The following is a 20327-nucleotide window of genomic DNA, read 5'->3' as shown; positions in this document are numbered from 1 at the left end:
GAGGCCATCAATGCGCAAGCTTTCTCACCTGTCGTTGACCCAAAAGCTGCTGTTCGCCGTGGCGCTGCCGCTATGCGGGGTGGCTATCGTGCTGGGCATCATCGTTCAAGCCCAGTTGAGCCGGGCCATTCCATCGCTGATCGACAACACGGCCATGCGTCAGGTGGACGCCCGGGCCGACGAAGTCAGCCAGTGGCTGAACGGCTATCGCAAATGGCTGAACGTACTCGCCCAGGACGAGCGCCTGAGCCGGGGCGCACCGCTGGAGAGACATGTGGACTGGCTTGCCAAACGCTATCAAACCGACGGCACGATCGAGTCCCTGTTCGTTTCTGACGCGCAGGGCAATACCATCAACCAGGAAGGGATGGTGCTCAATATCGCCGAGCGCCCCTATTTCCAGGCGCTGATGACCGATGCCACGGCGGATCGCATGCTGCTCGACCCCTTCGTCTCCAAGGCAACCAACGAGCCCGCCGCGCTCATGGTGGAAACACTCTTTAACGAGCAGGGCCAGCGCGTGGGGATCATCGGCATCGCCCTATCGCTCGATACCCTCTCGAGCGTGACCACCGATATCGATGTCGGAAAAGGCAGCTACGGCTGGCTCATCGACAGCCAGGGCCGCGTGATTGCACACCCCAACGCGGATTACCGGCTCACACTCAACTACGCCGATGGCGATGAAACCCATGATTACGAAGGGTTGAGCGCGCTCAGCGGCGATATTCTCAGCGGCCAGCCGGGCACCGGCGAGATCGTCATGCCCAGCGGCGAGCGCAAAACGCTGATCTGGAGCCCGGTCGATGAGACGTCCTGGGTGGTCGGCACCACGGTGCCGATGTCGGTCTTTACCGGCGTCACCCACCAGCTTTTGATGTCGCTGTTGATCGCAGGCGTCGTGCTGTTCGGCCTGCTGCTGATCGTGGTGGCGTTCGCCGCGCGCCGCGCGCTCGCCCCCATCAAGCACACCGCACGGGCCATGAAGGATATCGCCCAGGGCAAGGGCGATTTGACCCGCCGCTTGAGCGTCGATACCCAGGATGAAGTGGGCGATCTGGCCCAGGGCTTCAACGCCTTCGCCGAGCGCATGCAGGCCACGCTTTCAGAAGTACGCCACAACGCCCAGACGGTGCTGAGCACCGCCGTGGACATGGCCGATAGCACCCAGGAGCTTTCCACGCGCACCGACCAGGCGGCCGCCAATCTTCAGGAGACCTCGGCCTCGATGGAGCAAATTCATTCGACGGTCGCCCATACCTCCCAGGCCTCCGAACAGGCCAGCGGACTCGCCGTGGAGGCGGCCAGTGCGTCCCAGCGGGGCACCGAGTCGATGGCGCGCATGGAAGAGAAGATGGCCTCCATCAGCGAGTCCTCGACGAAAATCAGCGACATTATCGGACTGATCGATTCCATCGCCTTTCAAACCAACATTCTGGCGCTCAACGCCTCGGTAGAAGCCGCTCGCGCCGGCGAACAGGGCCGTGGGTTCGCGGTGGTGGCCAACGAGGTTCGCACCCTGGCCAGCCGCTCGGCCAGCGCGGCTCAGGAGATTCGCACACTGATCGACGTCTCGGTCGATCACGCCCAGCAGGGTAACGATATCGTCCGCCACGCCGCCCAGCAGATGCGCGAGATTCACCGCAGCATCACCCAGGTCTCCGACGTGGTCGGCGAAATCACCGCGGGCGCTCGCGAGCAGACAGCAGGCATCGAGCAGGTGAATACGGCAGTAGCGGAAATGGACACCATGACCCAGCAAAACGCCGCCATGGTCAGCCAGAGCGCCTCGCTTGCAGCAGGCATGCGTGAAAATGCCGAGCAGCTGGATCGGTTGATGGGTGAGTTCATTCTCGATCACACCACCCACGTCGCAACCCGGCACCCGGCCAAACCCTCTTCATTGATACCACCTCAAACACCGGCAGCGCCCAAAGCGCTTGCCAAACCCTCGGTGGCCGAACCGGAGTGGGAAGCGTTTTAATATCGCTCTCCTGGTAAAAGAGAGCACCTGAGACAACCGGGGCCGCACTGGCTGCCCCGGTCACATGACGTCAAGAGGTGATGAACAAGTCGGTATCAGTAATGCGGGATACCGTAAGGCTAGTGAACGTATCGACGCAAATGGGCCTATTCACCCCGGGTATTTCAACGCTACCCTTGATCTTCATCTGGTACTTTAATGCTAGAAGCGAATTAACTATTTCATATCGATCAATGGCAGCCCTCTGCACAGTGGCTCTGCTCGGTCCGATAGCGAGTATGCCATGGCCCGTAACCGTTACCTGAAAGGATTTACGCTGTTGGAGCTTTTAGTGGCGCTGGCTCTCATGGGGATTCTGCTGGGCGTCGGATTTCCCAATTTCCTGCGCATGATCGAGATCAACCGTGTCGTGAGCGCCACCAATGAGTTCAAGACCGCCATGAATTACGCACGAAGCGAGGCGGTTCGCCGCAATCAAAGCGTGACGCTTACGCCCTTGCCCGAAGGATGGAGTGCGGGTTGGCAGGTCGCGTCTGGAAGCCAAGCGCTACGCTACTGGCCGCAGTCCACCCGGGGGCTTGAGATTCAAGTTCTCGATGCGGCCAAAAAGCCCATTTCGGGGGGGCTGGCGTTCAACAGCTTGGGGCGCTTGCAACGAAGCCGCCCCGAGACCGTCTGGATATCGATCTGGCTGGGTGAGCAAGCCGATGGAAAAGGCCGCTGTATCCGTCTTGAACCCAGCGGCCTTTCGCGCGTACAGGACACCCCCAGGGCGTGCACGACCTGATGCGAGGCTGAAGCCATATGAGACGGACACAGCAGGGTATTTCGCTCATCGAGTCGCTGGTGGCCATGCTGATCATGTCGGTGGGCCTTCTGGGCGTGGTGGCGCTGCAAACCAATGCACTGACTCAGCAGCGAAGCGCCTACCTGGAAACCCAAGCCACCAACATGGCTCAGGACATGATGGACCGGATTCGCGCCAACCCCGATGAGGCTAGCGCCTATAACCTGGACTTTGACGAAGACGTTGGCGAAGACTGCAGTGGCCCGGGGCTTGTGGCCAACGATACCGCCACGTGGATATGCGACCTCGAGGCGGTGCTGCCCGAAGGCGAGGGCAAGATCGAAGTGAATGGTCAGGTCAGCGTCGCGGTGCGCTTCAACAATCCTTTCTCGAGCGGCAAACGCACGATCGAGCTGGTCACGGAGCTATGAAATGAATACCGCTCGTGGCGTCTTCCAAAAACAAACAGGCTTTACACTCATCGAGCTTCTGGTCGCCATGGTCATCGGGGTGCTGGTGATTCTGGGTGCCACCCAGCTGTTCATCGCCTCGCAGCAGAATTATCGCGTGACTACGGCACTGGCCAACATGCAGGATACCGGGCGCTTCGCGCTGGAGACACTGGCCCGCGAACTTCGTCAGGCAGACTTCAGAGGTGGCTGCGCGCCGGGCCAGATCAACGTGAGCATTCCAAGCCTTGCGCGCACGACGAACATCGCGCCCGCCCCTGGCCTGCAGGGGTTTGCCTCTCCCCAGAACACGACGCTCTCGAGTACCTTTGAGCAGCCCCTCGCCAACGCTCAAGTGATCGCTTATCGCGCGGCGGGCACACCGATAAAAGGCCGTATTACGGGCGTATCCAACCAGACATTCAGCTTCGCGCCCGCTCATAACGCGGCTGGCCAAATGCTGCTGCTTCAAAGCGCGCAGCGCTGCGAGCTCTTTCTCAATGCGGCCAGCCAGCCCGACCAGCTACAAAAAAGTACCACGGGCTGGCCCGCGGGCAGCGCGCAGGCGGCGCCCTTGCCCTATACCCAGAACCAGGCTGTCACACTGACCGCGCTGACCAGCGGCGTTTACTACCTGGGCCGCGATCCGACCAACGCCGATAGACCCTCGCTAATGCGTTTGGATACGAGTACCGCCACGCCGGTCAACGAAGTGCTCGCCAGCCACGTGGTCGCGCTGCGCGCCCGCTTTTTGAAAAACGATGCTTACGTCACCGTCAATGACGTGGACGCCAACGAGTGGCAGAACGTACGCGCGGTGCGCGTAAGCCTGATCGTGCAGAGCGAGCGCACCGACTTGCGCCAAACCCCGACGACTATCGAAACCGGTAACTTCCGTTCGAACCCGTTCACCGCCAACGATGGACGCCTGTATCAGGTATTTACGACCACCATCGACCTGAGGAATCGGTCGTGAAAAACGATGACTTCTATCCGGTGGCCCAGCGCGGCATGGCGCTGATACTCAGCCTGATCTTTCTCACGATCGTGACGCTGGTGAGCCTCTCGTCGATGCAGGGCGCCATGACTCAGGGAAGCATGGCTCTCAATCAGCAGGATTACAGCGTGGCGTTGCAGGCCGCCGAGGCCGCGCTGCAGGAGGCCGAGCGCGTACTGGAAAGAGGCAATAAGCCCCCAGCGACGTGGACGTCCTACACGGCAGATAGCGCAAGTGCCACCATCGAAGGGCAGTATCAAATGCCTCAGCAAACCGGCGAAGTGATCGGCTCACGCGTTACCAGCCAAGGGGTCGAAACACTTGAGGTCCTCTATCGTCTCGAAGCTCGAGGAAGTGGCCGCTTGACGGATACCAGCGTCAGGCTCGAAGCCTTTTACGTTCGCGTGGAGTAATCGATCATGTCCCAACATAGCGGTACTCGGCTTTTACTTACGCGCTGGCTGGCACTGTTAATGTGGCTGGCTACGGCACCGGCATGGGGCGGTACGACCTACAACCCGCCGCCACCGACAGAGCCCACGCCGACCCAGCCGACGCCGCAGGAACCCACCCAGCCCGCCCCTACGCCGACTACGCCGATCAGCGGCGGCGAAGGGACGGTAGACGAGAACTACGTGGTTCCCGCGGACAGAACCGGGCTCTCCAACGCGCCGCTCAACGTGGTCAGCCAGGTTCCGCCCAACATTCTGCTTATTCTGGACAACTCCGAGAGTGGACAGGAAGGGCTTGATGGGCGCGTAGCGATTGGTAACGCCCTGGGCGATCGTGAAACGTTAGCCGCTTGCCAGCTCACGACGTTCAACGCGTCCCAATGCCCGGCGGGGGCGCGCTCGCCGTTGAGCAAATCGAGCATTATGAAAAAGGTGGGTCGTGATCTGATCGACCGGTATCGGGGGGATATCAACCTGGGGCTGATGGCGTATCAGCAGAACCCGGCTTCCCGCACCCGCGACGACGCTTTCAATGGTCGCACCGTGGTGTGGCGGCTGACCGAGCGGGCGCTAGCGGCACGTTACTCCACCGACCCCAATCCAGGTTGGTACAATCCAGGTTTTACCGGCGCATGGGACGCCTCGACCAAGCGCTATCGTGCCCGCCTGCCTAACAGTAGCTACTACACCTTCTTCAACGTGGGCGTGCCGGGCTATAGCTTCGAGGAGACGTTCTCCACCGGCGTGCCGACTCGGGACGTGACAGAGTACTGGTACAGTATTCAGAACTCGACAGCGACCTCGGACCAAGTGGTCGAGCGCTTCAGAGGATTTGCCGGTTATAACACTGGCCGGCCCGTGGTCGAACCCAACCGGGTCTGGTACGACGACCCCGTTATCGTGGGTTACACGGGTTTTCTAGGGCGCACTCCCATCGTCGGCACCTACAATCTCCCTTTGGTCGACAGTCTTCGCCAGCGCGGCATCCCTAATTGGGGTCCGCATATCGCCTCGCTAGCGCTAAACCAACTCGAGTGGCGTACCGCCTCTTCGCCCGGGCTTGGTTACCTGCACGTGCCTATCGGCGGGCTGAACGCGAACGGTTCGATCAACGATGCACACTGGCAGTCGATTCTCACCAAACTGCAGCCCCAGCGCCACGATTGGAACGGCCTCGGGAACCCGATGACCGATCCCGCTTGGCCTTTGCTGGCCACCGGTCTAACGCCTATCGAAGGCACCATGTACACCGTGCGGGACTACTTTCTCAACAACACCAGCAGTGGCACCTCGTTTAGCAGCGCGCAGGGGCGCCAATCAGGTATTACGATTCCGAACATGAGCAACACAACGGCTCGCCAGTGCCTGGTTAACGCCAACATCTGGCTCACCGACGGCCTGCCTTCGGTAGACCGTACCGGTCGCTCGCTAGGCAATAACGTAAGCCAGGCACTGACCGATGCTCAGAACGCCATTCGCCGCCTTTACAGCGATACCGCAAGTGCGTTGCCTAACCCGGTGCGCACCTACGTAGTGGGCTTCAACCTGCCGCCGGACATCAACAATCTGCCGGGCGTACCCACCGACCCGTTGGGCGAGCTGGCTAAAGCCGGCGGCACCGAGCGCGCCTACTTCGCCAACGACGAGGCCTCGCTCAACCAGGTCATGCGTCAGGTGCTGGGTCGCATCATCAGCTCGTCGCAGTCGAGCACCGCCTCGGCGGTCAGTAGCGACACCTTCGACCTGCAAGGCAACAACCTGGTCTACAGCGCGGGCTACCGAAGCGGCGACTGGTCGGGGCGGCTGGTCGCCTCCGCTGTAAACGAGCGCGGCCAGCGCACCCCACGCTGGGATGCCGAAACGATGCTTGCGCAACAGGTCGGCAGCCGACGACTGCTCACCTCGCACCAGCCTACAGGTCAGCGCAAGGCCGGCGCTTTACTCTCGACAAGCACCAGCGGCCTTACTCAAGCCGAAGTCAATTGGTTCCAAGGGTCTAACCAGACCGGACTGCGCATCCGTCAGTCGCCGTTGGGCGACATCATCAACGCAAGCCCGGTGCTACTGCCTGGGCGCGAGTCGCGCCCGCCACTTCTACTGGTCGCCGCTAACGACGGCATGCTGCACGGCTTTAACGCCAATACCGGCCGTGAACTTTTCGCCTACCTGCCCGCCGAGCTTACCCAAGGCACTTCCCCCCCGCTTCGCGAGCTGACCCGCACGGGCTATAGCCACCGCTACTTCATGGATGGCACCCCCGCGGCGCGGGAAATTACGCTGTCAAACGGCAATAAACGTGCCATCGCGGTCGGCACCATGGGTGCCGGCGGGCGTACAGTGTTCGCGCTGGACGTGAGCAATCCGACTAATATGGGCGCGCAAAACGTGCTGTGGGAGTTTCGCCGACCGGAGCTTGGCAGCGGCGTGAGCGAGCCCACCATCACCCAGCTTAGCGACGGCCGCTGGGTGGCCATTTTCGGCAACGGTTACAACAGCACAAGCTACAAGGCCGCGCTTTACGTAGTCGACCTGCAGACAGGCGCGCTCGTCGCCCGACTCGACACCGGCGAAGGCAGCCTGGATACCCCCAATGGACTGGCCACGCCCACGGTCACCGCATGGCCCACGTTCAACGGCGGCGCCCGCTTTGCCTACGCCGGGGATTTGAACGGCAATCTGTGGCGCTTCCCGCTTACCCAAAATGGCACGATCACCAAACTCTATACCGGCGCGCGTACCCAGCCGATCACATCAGCGCCGGCGGTCACCTTGAGCGGCGGGGCCGATAACCGATTGATGGTCATCTTCGGCACCGGCAGCTACTTCAGAACCCAGGACGGCAACGATCAGAGCGTGCAGCAGCTGATCGGTATTCGTGATCAGGAGAGTCGCACGACTTCAGTCGCATCCGGACAGCTTTTGGTGCAAGAAATCAGTGCGACCGGCACTCAGAGCGGTATGACCGTGCGTGCCACGACCAATAAACCACTGACGACCCAGTTGGGCTGGCGCATGGTGCTGCCAGCGGGTGAGCGCGTCATTGCCTCGCCATCGTTCTCGAGCGGCTTGCCCCGTCGGGTGCGTTTTTCAACCATGCGGCCCGACACCACGAATCCGTGTAACGTGCGCCGCGTGGGCTATTTTCTCTCGCTTGTAGCCGAGAGCGGCGGCAGCGGCGGCGGCACTATCTTCGATTTCAACAGGGATGGCGAAATCGATACCGGCCTCTTGCTCAACGGTGATGCGATCGTTGGGCTTCAGCTAGGCAGCGGCGAGCGCCTGGTGGGCATTAAAAACGGTGACGGGGAAGAGACGCTGTTCACCGGCAACCCGGATGCCGGCGACACCGGCGTGATTACCGTCGAACTCAATGAGGCGCCGCTTGGTCGGCGCTCCTGGCGGCAGGTCAACGATTGATGCATCCAGCGGGCTACACCGAGCGCACGGTCCACTGCACCAGCCGGGCGACTACCGGGCGCACGATCAGGATACACACGAACGCCACCGGCATGGCTATCTGGTAGGCCTGCCAGACCAGCGACATGAAGCCCTCGGCCATCCCCGCGTTGACGGCCGTGATCACGATGGTCATCAAAAACGCCATGATCGAGGACATGTAGAAGGCGAAGACCACGGGCGTGAACTTCGGGTGCAGCTTGCGCGCCGCCAGCAGGCGCTGCTCGGGGTAGCGTTTTGAGCTCATGAACAGGGTCTTCATCTATTTAATGAGCCTGCTACCTTAACCACTCTCAAGCCTAATATGAAGGCGTCTCAGACGAAACGCGCTGTTGCGCCCTTTTGACGTGTGAGCTGGCCAATACGGTAAAGATCGTTCAGGTAGAAATCCAGCTGACCGAGCAGATGATTCACCGGCAGAAGCAAAAAAATAAGCCCCATCAGGATCGCCGGCTCGTTGAGCCAGACAAGCGCCGGCGCTTGCACCGGGTAGAGCAGCGTATAGATGCTCATGCCGCCCAAAAACTGCGCGATCAGGCTATTGATGATCACCAGCGTAATGAACAGCGCCCGCCAGTCGCGCCGGGGCAAATGAGCGCGGCCCAACGGCCCCATGCGGGCGCTTACGCGTGAGCCAAAGCGTAGATCGTCGTGGCGGCGTAGCAGCGCGCGTGCGGCGTTCTCATCGTTGCTTTCGATCGCCTCACGCGCCAGCGTTTTATCGAAGTGCTCGCCCAGGGTCGCATCAACAGCGTGATCGAAGGTTTCCGCTTGCGCATTTTCTCCCCGCCCACGATGCCCTGCCGCCGCGCCCAGCCGCGCAAGCTTTGCGCGATTGGTGGAGGAGAGCTTTTGTGCGTTGTCGAAATTGATGGCGTAGTTCACCGCGTAAAGCTGATAGAGCGTGGCGGTGACGCCGACGAAGATCAAACCGTAAACGAGTGCGATGAGCATGGGCCGGCCTATTGAAGAGGGTGAAAGGAGGGGGTGAAGCGTGCGCCCTTCATATTTAACAGATCTACCACCATGGTCAAATGCGGCATGAAAGCGCAGGCGAGCCAGGCTACCATAGCGCCACGCTCAGCGAAGGCCATAACAATCATACCGCCTGGCTGGTTATCCGGCTCACAAGGAACTCCCAATGCCCTCTCAAGACTCCGCTTCACTGCGTGACGACGTGGCGCGCTCACCGTCGCGCGCCAAAAAGTACCTGGCCGCGCTTGGCCCCGGCTTTCTGTTTGCCGGCGCGGCCATCGGCACCTCCCACGTGGTGCAATCCACTCGCGCCGGCGCCGAGTACGGCGTAGGGCTTTTAGGATTTATTCTGCTCGCGGTGCTGTTGAAGTATCCGTCGTTTTTCTTCGGCCCGTTTTATGTCAGCGTGACCGGCAAGTCGCTGGTCGAAGGCTACCGTCAGACCTTCGGCCGCTCGGTGGTGGGGCTCTTCGCGCTGGTGCAGATTCCGGTCACCGCGATCATCATCGCCGCCATTGCGATCACCACGGCGGGGCTGGCCGGCAGCATCGTGCCGCTGACCCTCAGCCCGCCCACGGTGGCGGTGATTCTGATCGCGCTGTGCGGCGTGCTCACTTTCGCCGGCGGCTACCGGCTGCTGGACTGGGTCAACAAGGTGTTCGTGGTGATTTTGAGCGTGACCACGGTACTGGCCGCCATCGTTGCCCTGCCGCTGGTGGACTGGACCTTTTATCCGGCCACCGCGGCCTCGCCGCTTTGGAGCGTGGCGACCTTCGTGACGCTGGTCGCGGTGCTGGGCCTGATGCCTTCGGACATTACGCTGGCGGTCATGAACTCGCTGTGGTCCGAGGCGCGCAATAAAACCCAGGGCAAGCGTAGCGACACGACCGCCGAGAAGATCGATTTCAACATCGGCTATATCGGCGCCGGCGTTTTGGCAGCGTGCTTCGTGATCATGGGCGCCGGCGTCATGCATAGCCAAGGCATTACCCCGGCGGACGGCGCGGTCGGCTTTGCAAGCCAGGTCATCAGCCTTTACACCAACACACTCGGCGAGTGGAGCGGCGTGGTCGTGGGCATTTCCGCGTTTACTGTCATGCTCACCACCCTGCTGACCGTGCTCGACGGCTTCCCGCGCATGATCAGTGCTTCCTGGTACACCTTCACCCGCCCGGTGGGCGCGACCGAAGAGTCGCGCACGATCGAGGGCAGCCCGGCGTTTCTGATCTCGCTGATCGGGCTTTCGCTGTTCGCCGCGGTCATTCTCTATACGCTAATGGGCAACTTTCGCCTGTTCATGGATTTCGTGATGGTGGTGGCGTTTTTGTTGAGCCCAATTCTCGCCGCACTCAACCACTTCACCGCTAACGGCGCCACCGTGCCGGTATCACTTCGCCCCTCCAAACTGATTAATGCCTGGAGCTGGCTGGCGATCGCCACGCTGACGCTGTTGTCGGTGGGCTATATCGTCGTCCAGTTCGTCATGTAAGCCTCAGGCAAGCGCATCACGCACGTTCATCGTGCAAATTCGGCGGGCGGTCACGCAAGTGGGCCGCCCGCCACCGTTTTGCGAATCCCTTCGAGCACGCCGTGGCCATCCTCGCGGCCAAGCTCCTCGTACCAGGCCTGGGTCTCGGCGGGGTTCTCGCCGTGAATCATCGCCGCCCGCTTGCGCGCGCGCGCCACGATCTCCCCAACCCGCTCGACGCGCGCGCCGTCGTAGCGTTCGAGCGCTGTCGCAAGCGCCGTCGTGGTATCAGGCGCTTCATCAAGCGCGGCGCTGACGGCCTCGCTCAGCACCCAGGCATCCTCCATCGCCTGACAGCCGCCCTGCCCAAGGTCCGGCGCCATGCCGTGGGCCGCGTCGCCCATCAGTGCCACCCGCGTATTGGTCAGCCGCTCGAGCGGCTCGATGTCGTGAATCTCGACCCGCGCCATGCGAGCGGGGTCGAACTGTTCGATCAGCGCCTGCACCGCCGGGCTCCAACCCTTGAAATGCGTCTTTAGCTCGTCGCGATAGCGACTCGGGTCACTTTGCGAGCCTGCCGCCATCGGCACGTCGAAAAAGCAGTAAAACTCCTGCTGCCCTTCGTCGTTACCGCCGGTCCCCATGGGCATGAGCGACACGCGCTTGCCCTCGCCCACGTATTGATCCCAGCTTTCGAGCGGCGCCAGCGCCTCGGTGGCCGCCACGCGCACGTTCCAGTTCACGTAGCCCACGTACTGGCGCGCCACCCGCTGCCCGACGATTTTATCGCGAAGCCTTGAGTGCGTGCCGTCGGCCACGACCAGCAGATCAGCGCTGACACGCTCGCCATCCTCCATCACGGCCGTCACACCCTCATCATCGCTTTCAACATCCACACAGTGGCGCCCGAGCCGAATATGCTCGGCGCCCACGGCGTCGAATAGGGTCTTTTGAAGCGCGGCGCGGGAAATCGGGCAGGCGCGCTGATTCACCGCCTCATACAGCGGGGTGAGCGAGAAATCACTTAACAGGTGACCCTCGTGGCTCAGGTAGCGCATGCGCGTCATCTCGCCGCTGATCTGTTCGATGGCGCTGCCCAGCCCCAGCCGATGCATCACTTTTACCCCGTTGGGCCATAGCGAAATCGCGGCTCCCACCGGGCGCATCTGTTCGACGCGCTCGAAGACCTGCACGCGGTGGCCCTGGCGTTTGAAGGCCAGCGCCGCGCTCAACCCGCCCATGCCCGCACCAATGACGACAATATCCAGCGCCATAACGCCTCCTGATCGAAATGAAATTGCGTTGTGAAACGACGTGGCGACGCTCGTATACAAAACGCGTTCCTTCGAGCCTACCGCATCCGCCGGGCAAAGCGTATAGCCACGCCCTGCCAGCCACACGTCACCGGGTTCGATGCCGTGGGCCCGAACGTTACGGGCAAGAATCGGGCCAGCCCGAAGCCGTTTGGCTTGCGGCGAAGGCGCGAAGCTCATCGAACAACCAGGCCGTGGCGGGCTCGCGCGCGTAGAGCTCGTGCTGGATCAGGGTGAGCGTCAGCGCGCCAAGCTCCGGCGGCGCCTCGACCAGGCGCACCGGCAGTAGCGCGATGAAGCGCTCGGCCATGTGCCGGGGCAGCGTCATGATCGCCCCGGTCAGCGCCACGACCCGGGCCGCGGCGATATAGTTGAGATTGCGCGAGATCACCCGCCGGCTCAATCCGTGCGCACGCAGGCAGCCGTCGATGGGCCCCAACCCGAGCCCGCTGATGTCGGCGAGTTCGACGTGGGCAAGTGCGGCAAAGTCGCCAAGCGTTAGCGATGCCCCCACCTGGACATTGTCTGCCGCGGCCAAACACACCCACTCCTCATCGAGCCACGGCGTACTCACCACTCCGGTAGGCAGCTCGACGCGGCTATCGAGCCCGACCACCATATCCACCTGGCGGCTTTTCAGACCCTCGTCGAGTGCGTCAGGCGTGATCAGCTCGATCGAGAAACTCAGCCCCGGCGCCTGGCCGAGCAGCCGGCTCAAAAATAGCGGGTACATCACCTCCTCGAAGTAGTCCGTGGTGGCCAGGGTAAAGTGGCGCGCGCTGGTCGCCGGGGCAAAGCTTGCGGGCGGGGCGAGCCCCTGCTCGAGCAGCGCCAGTGCCTGCACGACGGTCGGCAGCAGCGCCTCGGCCCGTGGCGTGGGCTGCATGCCCTGCTCGATGCGAACGAACAGCGGATCGTCGAGCCCTTCGCGCAGCCGCTTGAGCGCGTGACTGATGGCGGGCTGGGAAAGATGCAGCTTTAGCGCCGCCCGAGTGACGTGACGCTCCTGCATGAGCGTCACGAAAACGCGCAGCAGGTTCAGATCGAAATGCCGAAACAACTTCATGGCGAATCACCATTCATATTGCGAATGATCCGATTCTAAACATTCATTTCATTCATTACTCAAAACCTTTTATCGTCTTCGCCTTCACTCCCTTTCGAGGAGGCGCCCGCGAGTGGCCCAGTCCCCTATCATGCCAAGCCTGTTCGGCGATGTTATCTCGACGTTCATGAACGTGGAAAAAGCCACTGACCCAAAAGCGAGTAATGCGGACGTCGTGATCAGCGGCGTGCCCTTCGATCTCGCCTGCTCGGGGCGCGCCGGCACGCGCATGGGCCCCAACGCCATTCGCCAGGCCACGGCGAATTTGATCTGGGAAGGCAAGCGCTGGCCCTGGGACTTTGCCCTGGAAGAGCGCCTTTGCGTGGTTGACGCGGGCAACCTGGACTACGCCTACGGCGAGCCGGAAAGCCTGGTGGACAACCTGGAGAGCCACGCCGGGCGCTGGCTCGGTGCCGGCAAGAAAATGCTGACGCTCGGCGGCGATCACTACATCAGCCTGCCGCTACTGCGCGCGCACGCCCGCGAGCATGGCCCGCTGGCGCTGATCCACTTCGATGCCCACACCGACACCTACGAGCAGGGCACGCGCTTCGATCACGGTACCATCTTTCACCACGCGCTCAAGGAAGGCCTGGTGGTGCCGGAGCACTCGCTGCAGATCGGCATTCGGACAAGCTATGACCGCCACAATCATCCGTATGAAGTGCTGGACGCCGATTGGGTGAACGACCACGGTCCGAAAGCCGTCCTCGAGAAGATCCGCGCCCGCGTCGGCCACCACCCGGCCTACGTAAGCCTCGACATCGACGGCCTCGATCCGGCGTTTGCCCCGGGCACCGGGACGCCGGTGTGCGGCGGCATGTCGACCGACCTATTATTGAAGGTCATTCGCGGGCTGGTCGGCATGGAGCTTGTCGGCATGGATGTGGTCGAGGTGAACCCGGCGTATGATCACGGCGACATCACCTCGCTTGCCGCCGCGACCCTGGGGCTTGAATTTCTGTACGTGCTGGCGGCGGGCAAAGCCCACGCCTGACCAACGCCTTCGCGAGCGACGCCGTGACGCCCTGCGTTACGGCGTTTGCGTTTCCAGTGCCTGGCACAGATCCCCCAGAAAGTCCGCCACGCCCTTGGGCAGCACGCGCCCGGCAAGCGTTTGCACCTCCAGCGTGCGTCCGCTCATTTCCCGATCGCGAATCGGCAGCGACACCAGCTCGGCGGACTCACCCAGATGCCGGATCGACACGTCACCGATCAGCGTGATGCCGCCCTGGCACATCGCAAAGTGCACCAGCGTCGTGACGAAGTTGCTGGTCATCACCGGCTCGATCAGAAGTCCCTGACGGCTGCAGCTGACGTTGAAGAGCTGGCGGATGGTGGTGTTCTCGGTGGGCAGCGCCAGATCGAAACTTCCCAGCTGCGCAAGCGACACCTGCTTTTTGTCGGCGAGCGGATGCGAGCGGTGCATGACCGCGTGAATCGGCGCCATGACGCGCTTTTCCACCTTGATGTTCTTCTCCGGCGACGGTGAGATGGTCAGTCCGATATCCACCAGCCCCTCGCACACCCGCTGAATCACGTCCGTCGAGGACGTCACCATGACGTCGAAATGAATGCCGTGGTGTTTTTCGCGGTAGAGGCTAATCACGTGAGGCAGAAGATAGCTCGCCAGCCCCTCGATGCTGGCAATGCGCACCGTTCCCCGCTGAATACCCTCGAGCCCGGTGATCTCCTCGATCACCCGGGCGGCGTCCAGACGCGCCTTGCGCGCATGAGCGGCCAAAAGCTCGCCGGAGGGGCTCAGGCGCATGCCGGCGGGGTGGCGCTCGAAGAGCTGGCTGCCAAGCTCCGACTCCAATCGTGCGATCTGACGGCTGACCGCCGAGGGCGCCACGTGCAGTGTCTGGGAGGCCTTGTTGATCGACCCGTGGCGCACGATTTCCAGAAAATAGCGCAGCGCGGGGTCGATCAGAAGCCGCTCGTTCATTGAAAACCTCCAGGTCGGGACGGGTTCGGGTATTGCTTAAAAGGCAATACCGCTTTCGAAAAATACCGCTAACGTGATGGGCTTTGCCAGCACTAGTATCGAGAAAGAAGCACCGCCCGAGGCAGATCGACAAGGCGCCCCACCAATAACAAGCGCCGATCTGCCCACCATCAACGTGGTAATCGCCAGCCGCCAACAATACCAATGGAGATTGCGATGAATCCGACGTTCCCTGCCCGTTTCCCCAAAAAAACGCTGCTGACCGCTTTGGGCTTGGCCAGTGCCTTATCCTTCAGCGCACAAACCAGCGCCGACACCACCGTCAACGCCGTGATGCACTCGGCGCTGCGCGCACTCGACCCGGTATCGAGCAGTGCCACCATCGCTCGCAACCACGGCTATATGATCTACGATACGCTGATTGGGCTGGATGCGGATCTGACGCCGCAGCCGCAGATGGCGGACTGGGAGGTCTCCGAGGATGGCCTCACCTACACCTTCACCCTGCGCGAGGGGCTGACCTGGCACGACGGAAGCCCCGTGACCGCGGCGGACTGCATCGCCTCGCTCGAGCGCTGGTCGAGCTTCGACCCGGGCGGCACACTGATCTTCGATCATCTCGAGAGCCTGACGGCGCTGGACGATCATCGCGTCGAGCTCAAACTGACCACCGCGCTTGGCGATGTCATCGGCCTTCTGGCCAAGCCCTCGGCGGTGGCCGCGTTCATGATGCCCGAGGCGGTCGCCTCGATCGAGCCGGGCCAGCCGCTGCCCAACCAGATCGGCTCCGGACCGTTTCGCTTCGTGAGCGACGCCTTCCAGCCCGGCGTCAAGGCGGTGTACGAACGCTTCGACGAGTACGTGCCGCGCGACGAGGCGCCTTCCGGCACCGCGGGCAGCAAGGAAGTGTTTGTAGACCGGGTGGAGTGGATCCACATGCCGGACGTGCAGACCATGGTCAACGCCATCAACAGCGGCGATATCGACTACATCGAACGCACGCCCTTCGATCTGCTGCCGCTTCTGGAGAGCAACCCCGAGATTCACGCCGAGGTGCTCGACCCGCTCGGCATGCTGACACTCGCCCGCATGAACTTCCTCCACCCTCCCTTCAACGACGAGCGCATCCGCCGCGCCGCGCTGCTCGCCATCGGTCAGGACGACGTGATGGCAGCTCTCGTCGGCGACCCACGATTTTATGAAACCTGCGCGTCGGTCTACGGCTGTAATACTGCACTCTCGAGTGAGGCCGGCGGCGAGTCACTGACCAGCGGCGGCAGTCTGGACGAGGCGCGCGCGCTGCTCGAGGAGGCGGGTTACGACGACACGCCCATCGTGCTGCTTCAGCCCTCGGATGTGGCCACGCTGACGCCGCAGCCGCTGGTGGTCGCCCAGGCGCTTCGAGCCGCCGGCTTCAACGTCGAGCTTCGCCAGATGGACTGGCAGACCCTGGTCAGCCAGCGCGCCAGCCGCGAGGCCTCGAGCGACGGCGGCTGGGACATGATCTTCACCAACTTCGGCGTGGATAGTCTCTGGTCGCCGAGCATCAACCCGCTTTTGATCAGCACCGGCGAAGAGGATAGCTGGTTCGGCTGGCCCACGGACCCGGACATGGAAGCGCTGCTCGACGAGTTTGCTCTCGCGATTGAAGGCGACGAGCGTCAAGCACTTGCCGAGGATATTCAGCGCCAGGCCATGGAGCAGGTCACTTTCGTGCCCCTGGGCCAGTTCCAGAACGTGATCTCCTGGCGTGACGAGTTAAGCGATGTCGTCGCCGGCCCCATCCCGGTGTTCTGGGGCATGCACAAGGCCGAATGACCCGCCGCCCCCGCCGGCGGGCGGGGGGTTCTGCCTGCCCATGTGAGGAGTTTCCCATGCTCAGTTACTTCATTCGCCGACTGCTGGCGGCCATACCGGTAATGCTGGTAGTCGCGCTCAGCGTCTTTCTTCTACTGCGCCTGGCCCCGGGCGACCCGGCGGTGATCATCGCCGGCGACATGGCAAGCCCCGCCCAGGTGGAGAGCATTCGCGTAGCACTCGGGCTCGACCAGCCCATCTACACCCAGTTCGTCATCTGGATGGGCAACATGCTCCAGGGAGATTTCGGCACCTCGCTGATCTCCCAGACCTCGGTGCTGTCGATGATCACCCAGCGCCTTGCGCCTACCGTTAGCCTCGCGGTGGCGGCCATCGTTTTCACCGTGCTGATCTCGGTGCCCCTGGGTGTCATCGCCGCCTGGCGTCAGGGAAGCTGGATCGACAATCTCGTCATGTCGATTTCCGTGGTCGGCTTCTCCGTGCCCGTCTTCGTGATTGGTTACATCGTCATTCAGGTGTTCGCGATCAACCTGGGGTGGCTGCCGGTACAGGGCTATCGCAGCCTGGAACACGGCTTTACTGAATTCGCCAGCCGCCTGGTGCTGCCAGCGCTGACGCTGTCGTCGGTCTATATCGCGCTGATCGCGCGCATGACCCGCGCCAGCATGCTCGAAGTGCTCAAGGAGGATTACATCCGCACCGCCCGCGCCAAGGGCCTGGGCGAGCGGCTGGTGCTGTTTCGCCACGCGCTGAGAAACGCCGGCGTGCCGATTCTCACCGTCATCGGTACCGGTTTCGCGCTGATGGTCTCCGGAGTGGTGGTCACTGAAAGCGTGTTCAACATCCCCGGGCTCGGGCGGTTGATCATCGATGCCGTGCTGGCACGGGACTACCCCGTGATCCAGGCGATCATCCTGCTGACCGCCGGGCTTTACGTGCTGATCAATCTGTTGATCGATCTCTCCTACGCCGTGACCGATCCGAGGATCCGCTACTGATGACCACCTATACCTATCCCCGGAGGTTCGGCATGCGCCCATCACTGCACGCCGTGACCTCTCGACTGCTGCACCTGCGCCCGCGCACCACCACGTGGATCGCCGCCATCATTTTGATCGTCATTACGCTGATGGCGCTGCTGGCCCCGCTGATCGCCCCTTTTGATCCGACTGCGATCAATCCCGCCAACCGGCTACAGGAGGCCAATGCCACCTACTGGCTGGGTACCGATGCCTACGGCCGCGATCTTTTTTCACGCGTGGTGTACGGCGCCCGCGTCTCGCTCACCGTCGGCGTCGGTGTGGCGGCGCTCACACTTCTGATCGGTCTGCCGCTGGGCCTCATTGCCGGCTACTTTCGCGCCATCGACGCGGTGTTGATGCGCTTCATGGACGGGCTGATGGCGATTCCCGGCATTCTGGCGGCCATTGCCATCGTCTCGCTCACCTCGGCGAATCTCTGGATGTTGATGATCGCGATCACGGTACCGGAGATCCCGCAGATCGTACGTCTGGTGCGCTCCAACGTGCTCGCCACGCGGGAAGAGGCCTTCGTGGAAGCCGCGACGCTCATGGGCACACCCACTCGCACGATTCTCTGGCGCCACCTGATGCCCAACACCTTCGCCCCGCTCATCGTGCAGTGCACTTACGTGTGCGCCGCGGCGATTCTGACCGAGGCCACGCTGTCGTTTCTGGGCGTAGGGCTAAGCTCTGAAATCCCCACCTGGGGCAACATCATGTCCGACGGGCGCATCTACTTTCAGCTCAAGCCGTCGCTGATCTTCTGGGCGGGCTTTCTGCTGTCGCTGTGCATTCTGTCGATCAACCTACTGGGCGACGCGGCGCGCGACTCGCTGGACCCCACCATGAAGCGCAAGGAGAGTTGAGATGCCAATTGAGCCTCCCGTACTGAGCGTCGATCAGCTGATAGTCGATACCACCGACAAGACGCCCAAGCGCATTCTCAAGAGCGTCTCCTTCGACATTCACGCCGGCGAAACCCTGTGTCTGGTGGGCGAGTCCGGCTCCGGCAAATCGGTATCATCGCTGACCGCCATGGGGCTCTTACCCAAGCGAAGCCTCATCGCCACCGGCGGGCGCATCACTCTGGACGGCGAATCGCTTTTAGAGGCCACGCCCAAGCGCCTGAGCCAGCTTCGCGGCAGCCGCATGGCGATGATCTTCCAGGAGCCGATGACCGCGCTCAACCCGGTGCTGAGCGTCGGCAAGCAGCTCGACGAGGTGCTGGCCTGTCACACCTCGCTATCCGGTGCCGAGCGCTTCGCCCAGGTGCTGGACGCGTTGGCCCAGGTACACCTGCCGGATATCGAGCGCATATATCACAGCTTTCCCCACCAGCTCTCCGGCGGACAGCGCCAGCGCATCATGATCGCCATGGCGCTGCTCTTGAAGCCCAGACTCTTGATCGCCGACGAACCCACCACGGCGCTGGACGTCACCACCCAGCACCAGATACTCAAATTGATTCGCGAACTGCAAGAGCGCCACGGCACCGCGGTGCTGTTCATCACCCATGACATGGGTGTGGTGGTGGATATCGCCGACCGTGTCTGCGTCATGAAGACCGGCGAGATCGTGGAAACCGGCCCGGTGCGCCAGATCCTCGGCCGCCCGCAGCACGCCTACACCCGGCGCCTGCTGGAAGCGGTGCCCAGCCTGACCCCGCGCCCCGCCCGCCCCGTCAAGAGCGAACGCCGCGTGCTCGGTGTTACCGAGCTGCACAAGGAATTTGCGCCCAAACGCGGCCTGTTGGGCTTTTTGAAACCGCGCCGCGCGGCCACCCACGCGGTCAATGACGTCAGCTTCGAGCTCCAGGCCGGGCGTACGCTGGGCATCGTCGGCGAGTCGGGCTCCGGCAAGTCGACGCTGGCGCGCTGCGTGATGCGCCTGATCACCCCGACCGGCGGCACCGTGCGCGTCAACGGCCAGGACATCGCCGCTCTTCGCTCGCGAAGCCTCAAGCCGCATCGCGGGCGCATTCAGATGGTGTTTCAGGACCCCTACCGCTCGCTGAACCCGCGTCTGACCATCGGCCAGAGCCTGACCGAAGGCCCAACCAACTACGGCAAGCCGTACCGGGAGGCCCTGGCCCGGGCGCGCGAACTGCTGGAACTCGTGGGTCTGCCGGCGGATGCCATCGAGCGCTACCCGCACCAGTTTTCCGGCGGCCAGCGTCAGCGGATCGCCATCGCCCGGGCGCTGGCGATGGAGCCGGACGTCATCGTGGCGGATGAAGCCGTCTCGGCGCTGGATGTCTCGGTGCAGGCCCAGGTACTAGCGCTTTTGGACGACATTCAGGAACGTCTAGGCGTGGCGGTGTTGTTCATTACCCACGACCTGCGCGTCGCCGCTCAGATCTGTGATGACGTATTGGTGATGCAGCGTGGCCAGGTGGTCGAATACGGCCCCGCCGAGCAGGTGTTGGGCAACCCGCGCGCCGACTACACCCGCCAGCTGATCGAGGTCGCGCCCGGGCGAAGCTGGGATTTCACCGCCTTTGCCCCGGTCGCGTGACACGGGCCGCCCGGCCGATTTTTTGCTACAAGGAAGCGA

The 20327-nt window shown here is 62.6% G+C and carries 17 protein-coding genes; 12 read left to right on the top strand and 5 right to left on the bottom strand.

Going from position 1 to position 20327, the window contains the following annotated elements:
• The first annotated feature begins 10 nt into the window (after positions 1 to 10).
• The 6 genes from RN347_RS01590 to RN347_RS01565 all read left to right on the top strand — a co-directional run bounded on the left by RN347_RS01590 (position 11) and on the right by RN347_RS01565 (position 8086).
• The gene (locus RN347_RS01590; RefSeq protein WP_311959603.1) at positions 11 to 1984 is read left to right on the top strand and encodes a methyl-accepting chemotaxis protein; all 1974 of its coding nucleotides are present in this window, start codon (positions 11 to 13) and stop codon (positions 1982 to 1984) included.
• Between the two features lie 283 nt (positions 1985 to 2267).
• Positions 2268 to 2771 (top strand): GspH/FimT family pseudopilin, encoded by a 504-nt coding sequence (locus tag RN347_RS01585; RefSeq protein WP_263585365.1) that lies wholly within the window; start codon positions 2268 to 2270, stop codon positions 2769 to 2771.
• 17 nt (positions 2772 to 2788) lie between these two features.
• Positions 2789 to 3202: a type IV pilus modification protein PilV gene (gene pilV, locus RN347_RS01580; protein WP_311959597.1), complete on the top strand. Its 414-nt coding sequence runs from the start codon at positions 2789 to 2791 to the stop codon at positions 3200 to 3202.
• A 1-nt stretch (position 3203) separates the two neighbouring features.
• The gene (locus RN347_RS01575) at positions 3204 to 4196 is read left to right on the top strand and encodes a PilW family protein (protein ID WP_311959593.1); all 993 of its coding nucleotides are present in this window, start codon (positions 3204 to 3206) and stop codon (positions 4194 to 4196) included.
• Entirely contained in the window at positions 4193 to 4630 is a 438-nt protein-coding gene (locus RN347_RS01570) for a pilus assembly PilX N-terminal domain-containing protein (RefSeq protein ID WP_263585368.1), read from the top strand. Before RN347_RS01575 ends, RN347_RS01570 begins: the two co-directional genes overlap by 4 nt.
• A gap of 6 nt (positions 4631 to 4636) precedes the next feature.
• Positions 4637 to 8086, top strand: coding sequence for a PilC/PilY family type IV pilus protein (locus RN347_RS01565; protein ID WP_311959591.1), 3450 nt, complete (start codon positions 4637 to 4639; stop codon positions 8084 to 8086).
• 13 nt (positions 8087 to 8099) lie between these two features.
• Here RN347_RS01565 and RN347_RS01560 read toward each other — a convergent pair whose 3' ends face one another.
• Positions 8100 to 8372 carry a DUF2798 domain-containing protein gene (locus tag RN347_RS01560; protein ID WP_263585370.1) on the bottom strand — a complete coding sequence of 91 codons (273 nt, stop codon included), beginning with the start codon at positions 8370 to 8372 and terminating at the stop codon, positions 8100 to 8102.
• Positions 8373 to 8440: 68 nt separating this feature from the next.
• Positions 8441 to 9079, bottom strand: a complete 639-nt coding sequence (locus RN347_RS01555; RefSeq protein WP_311959588.1) for a hypothetical protein — start codon at positions 9077 to 9079, stop codon at positions 8441 to 8443.
• Between the two features lie 187 nt (positions 9080 to 9266).
• Here RN347_RS01555 and RN347_RS01550 point away from each other — a divergent pair, with 187 nt between their 5' ends.
• Entirely contained in the window at positions 9267 to 10589 is a 1323-nt protein-coding gene (locus RN347_RS01550) for a divalent metal cation transporter (RefSeq protein WP_311959587.1), read from the top strand.
• Between the two features lie 50 nt (positions 10590 to 10639).
• Here the strand turns inward: RN347_RS01550 and hpxO are convergent, their stop codons facing one another.
• Positions 10640 to 11842, bottom strand: a complete 1203-nt coding sequence (hpxO, locus tag RN347_RS01545; RefSeq protein WP_311959585.1) for an FAD-dependent urate hydroxylase HpxO — start codon at positions 11840 to 11842, stop codon at positions 10640 to 10642.
• Positions 11843 to 11999: 157 nt separating this feature from the next.
• Complete coding sequence (locus RN347_RS01540) at positions 12000 to 12947, bottom strand: LysR family transcriptional regulator (RefSeq protein ID WP_263585374.1); 948 nt, start codon at positions 12945 to 12947, stop codon at positions 12000 to 12002.
• A gap of 130 nt (positions 12948 to 13077) precedes the next feature.
• On the opposite strand from RN347_RS01540, the gene speB reads away from it, so the two are divergent.
• On the top strand, positions 13078 to 13983 hold the full coding sequence (speB, locus tag RN347_RS01535) for an agmatinase (RefSeq protein WP_311960808.1): 906 nt from the start codon (positions 13078 to 13080) through the stop codon (positions 13981 to 13983).
• A gap of 36 nt (positions 13984 to 14019) precedes the next feature.
• On the opposite strand, the gene RN347_RS01530 is transcribed toward speB, so the two are convergent.
• Positions 14020 to 14934 (bottom strand): LysR family transcriptional regulator, encoded by a 915-nt coding sequence (locus RN347_RS01530; protein ID WP_311959582.1) that lies wholly within the window; start codon positions 14932 to 14934, stop codon positions 14020 to 14022.
• 216 nt (positions 14935 to 15150) lie between these two features.
• Here RN347_RS01530 and RN347_RS01525 point away from each other — a divergent pair, with 216 nt between their 5' ends.
• From RN347_RS01525 to RN347_RS01510, 4 genes are read left to right on the top strand one after another with little or no spacing between them, the layout of a single operon-like run.
• Positions 15151 to 16752 (top strand): ABC transporter substrate-binding protein, encoded by a 1602-nt coding sequence (locus tag RN347_RS01525; RefSeq protein ID WP_311959580.1) that lies wholly within the window; start codon positions 15151 to 15153, stop codon positions 16750 to 16752.
• Positions 16753 to 16808: 56 nt separating this feature from the next.
• On the top strand, positions 16809 to 17750 hold the full coding sequence (locus RN347_RS01520; protein ID WP_263585377.1) for an ABC transporter permease: 942 nt from the start codon (positions 16809 to 16811) through the stop codon (positions 17748 to 17750).
• A 32-nt stretch (positions 17751 to 17782) separates the two neighbouring features.
• Positions 17783 to 18640 (top strand): ABC transporter permease, encoded by an 858-nt coding sequence (locus RN347_RS01515; protein ID WP_263585378.1) that lies wholly within the window; start codon positions 17783 to 17785, stop codon positions 18638 to 18640.
• A 1-nt stretch (position 18641) separates the two neighbouring features.
• Positions 18642 to 20288 carry an ABC transporter ATP-binding protein gene (locus tag RN347_RS01510; RefSeq protein ID WP_311959577.1) on the top strand — a complete coding sequence of 549 codons (1647 nt, stop codon included), beginning with the start codon at positions 18642 to 18644 and terminating at the stop codon, positions 20286 to 20288.
• Positions 20289 to 20327 lie beyond the last annotated feature (39 nt).

Source organism: Halomonas sp. PAMB 3264, from assembly GCF_031954245.1.
In the GTDB taxonomy this organism is placed as follows: domain Bacteria; phylum Pseudomonadota; class Gammaproteobacteria; order Pseudomonadales; family Halomonadaceae; genus Vreelandella.
Note: the sequence above shows the minus strand (reverse complement) of the source record. Positions and strands in the feature narration are given on the sequence as shown.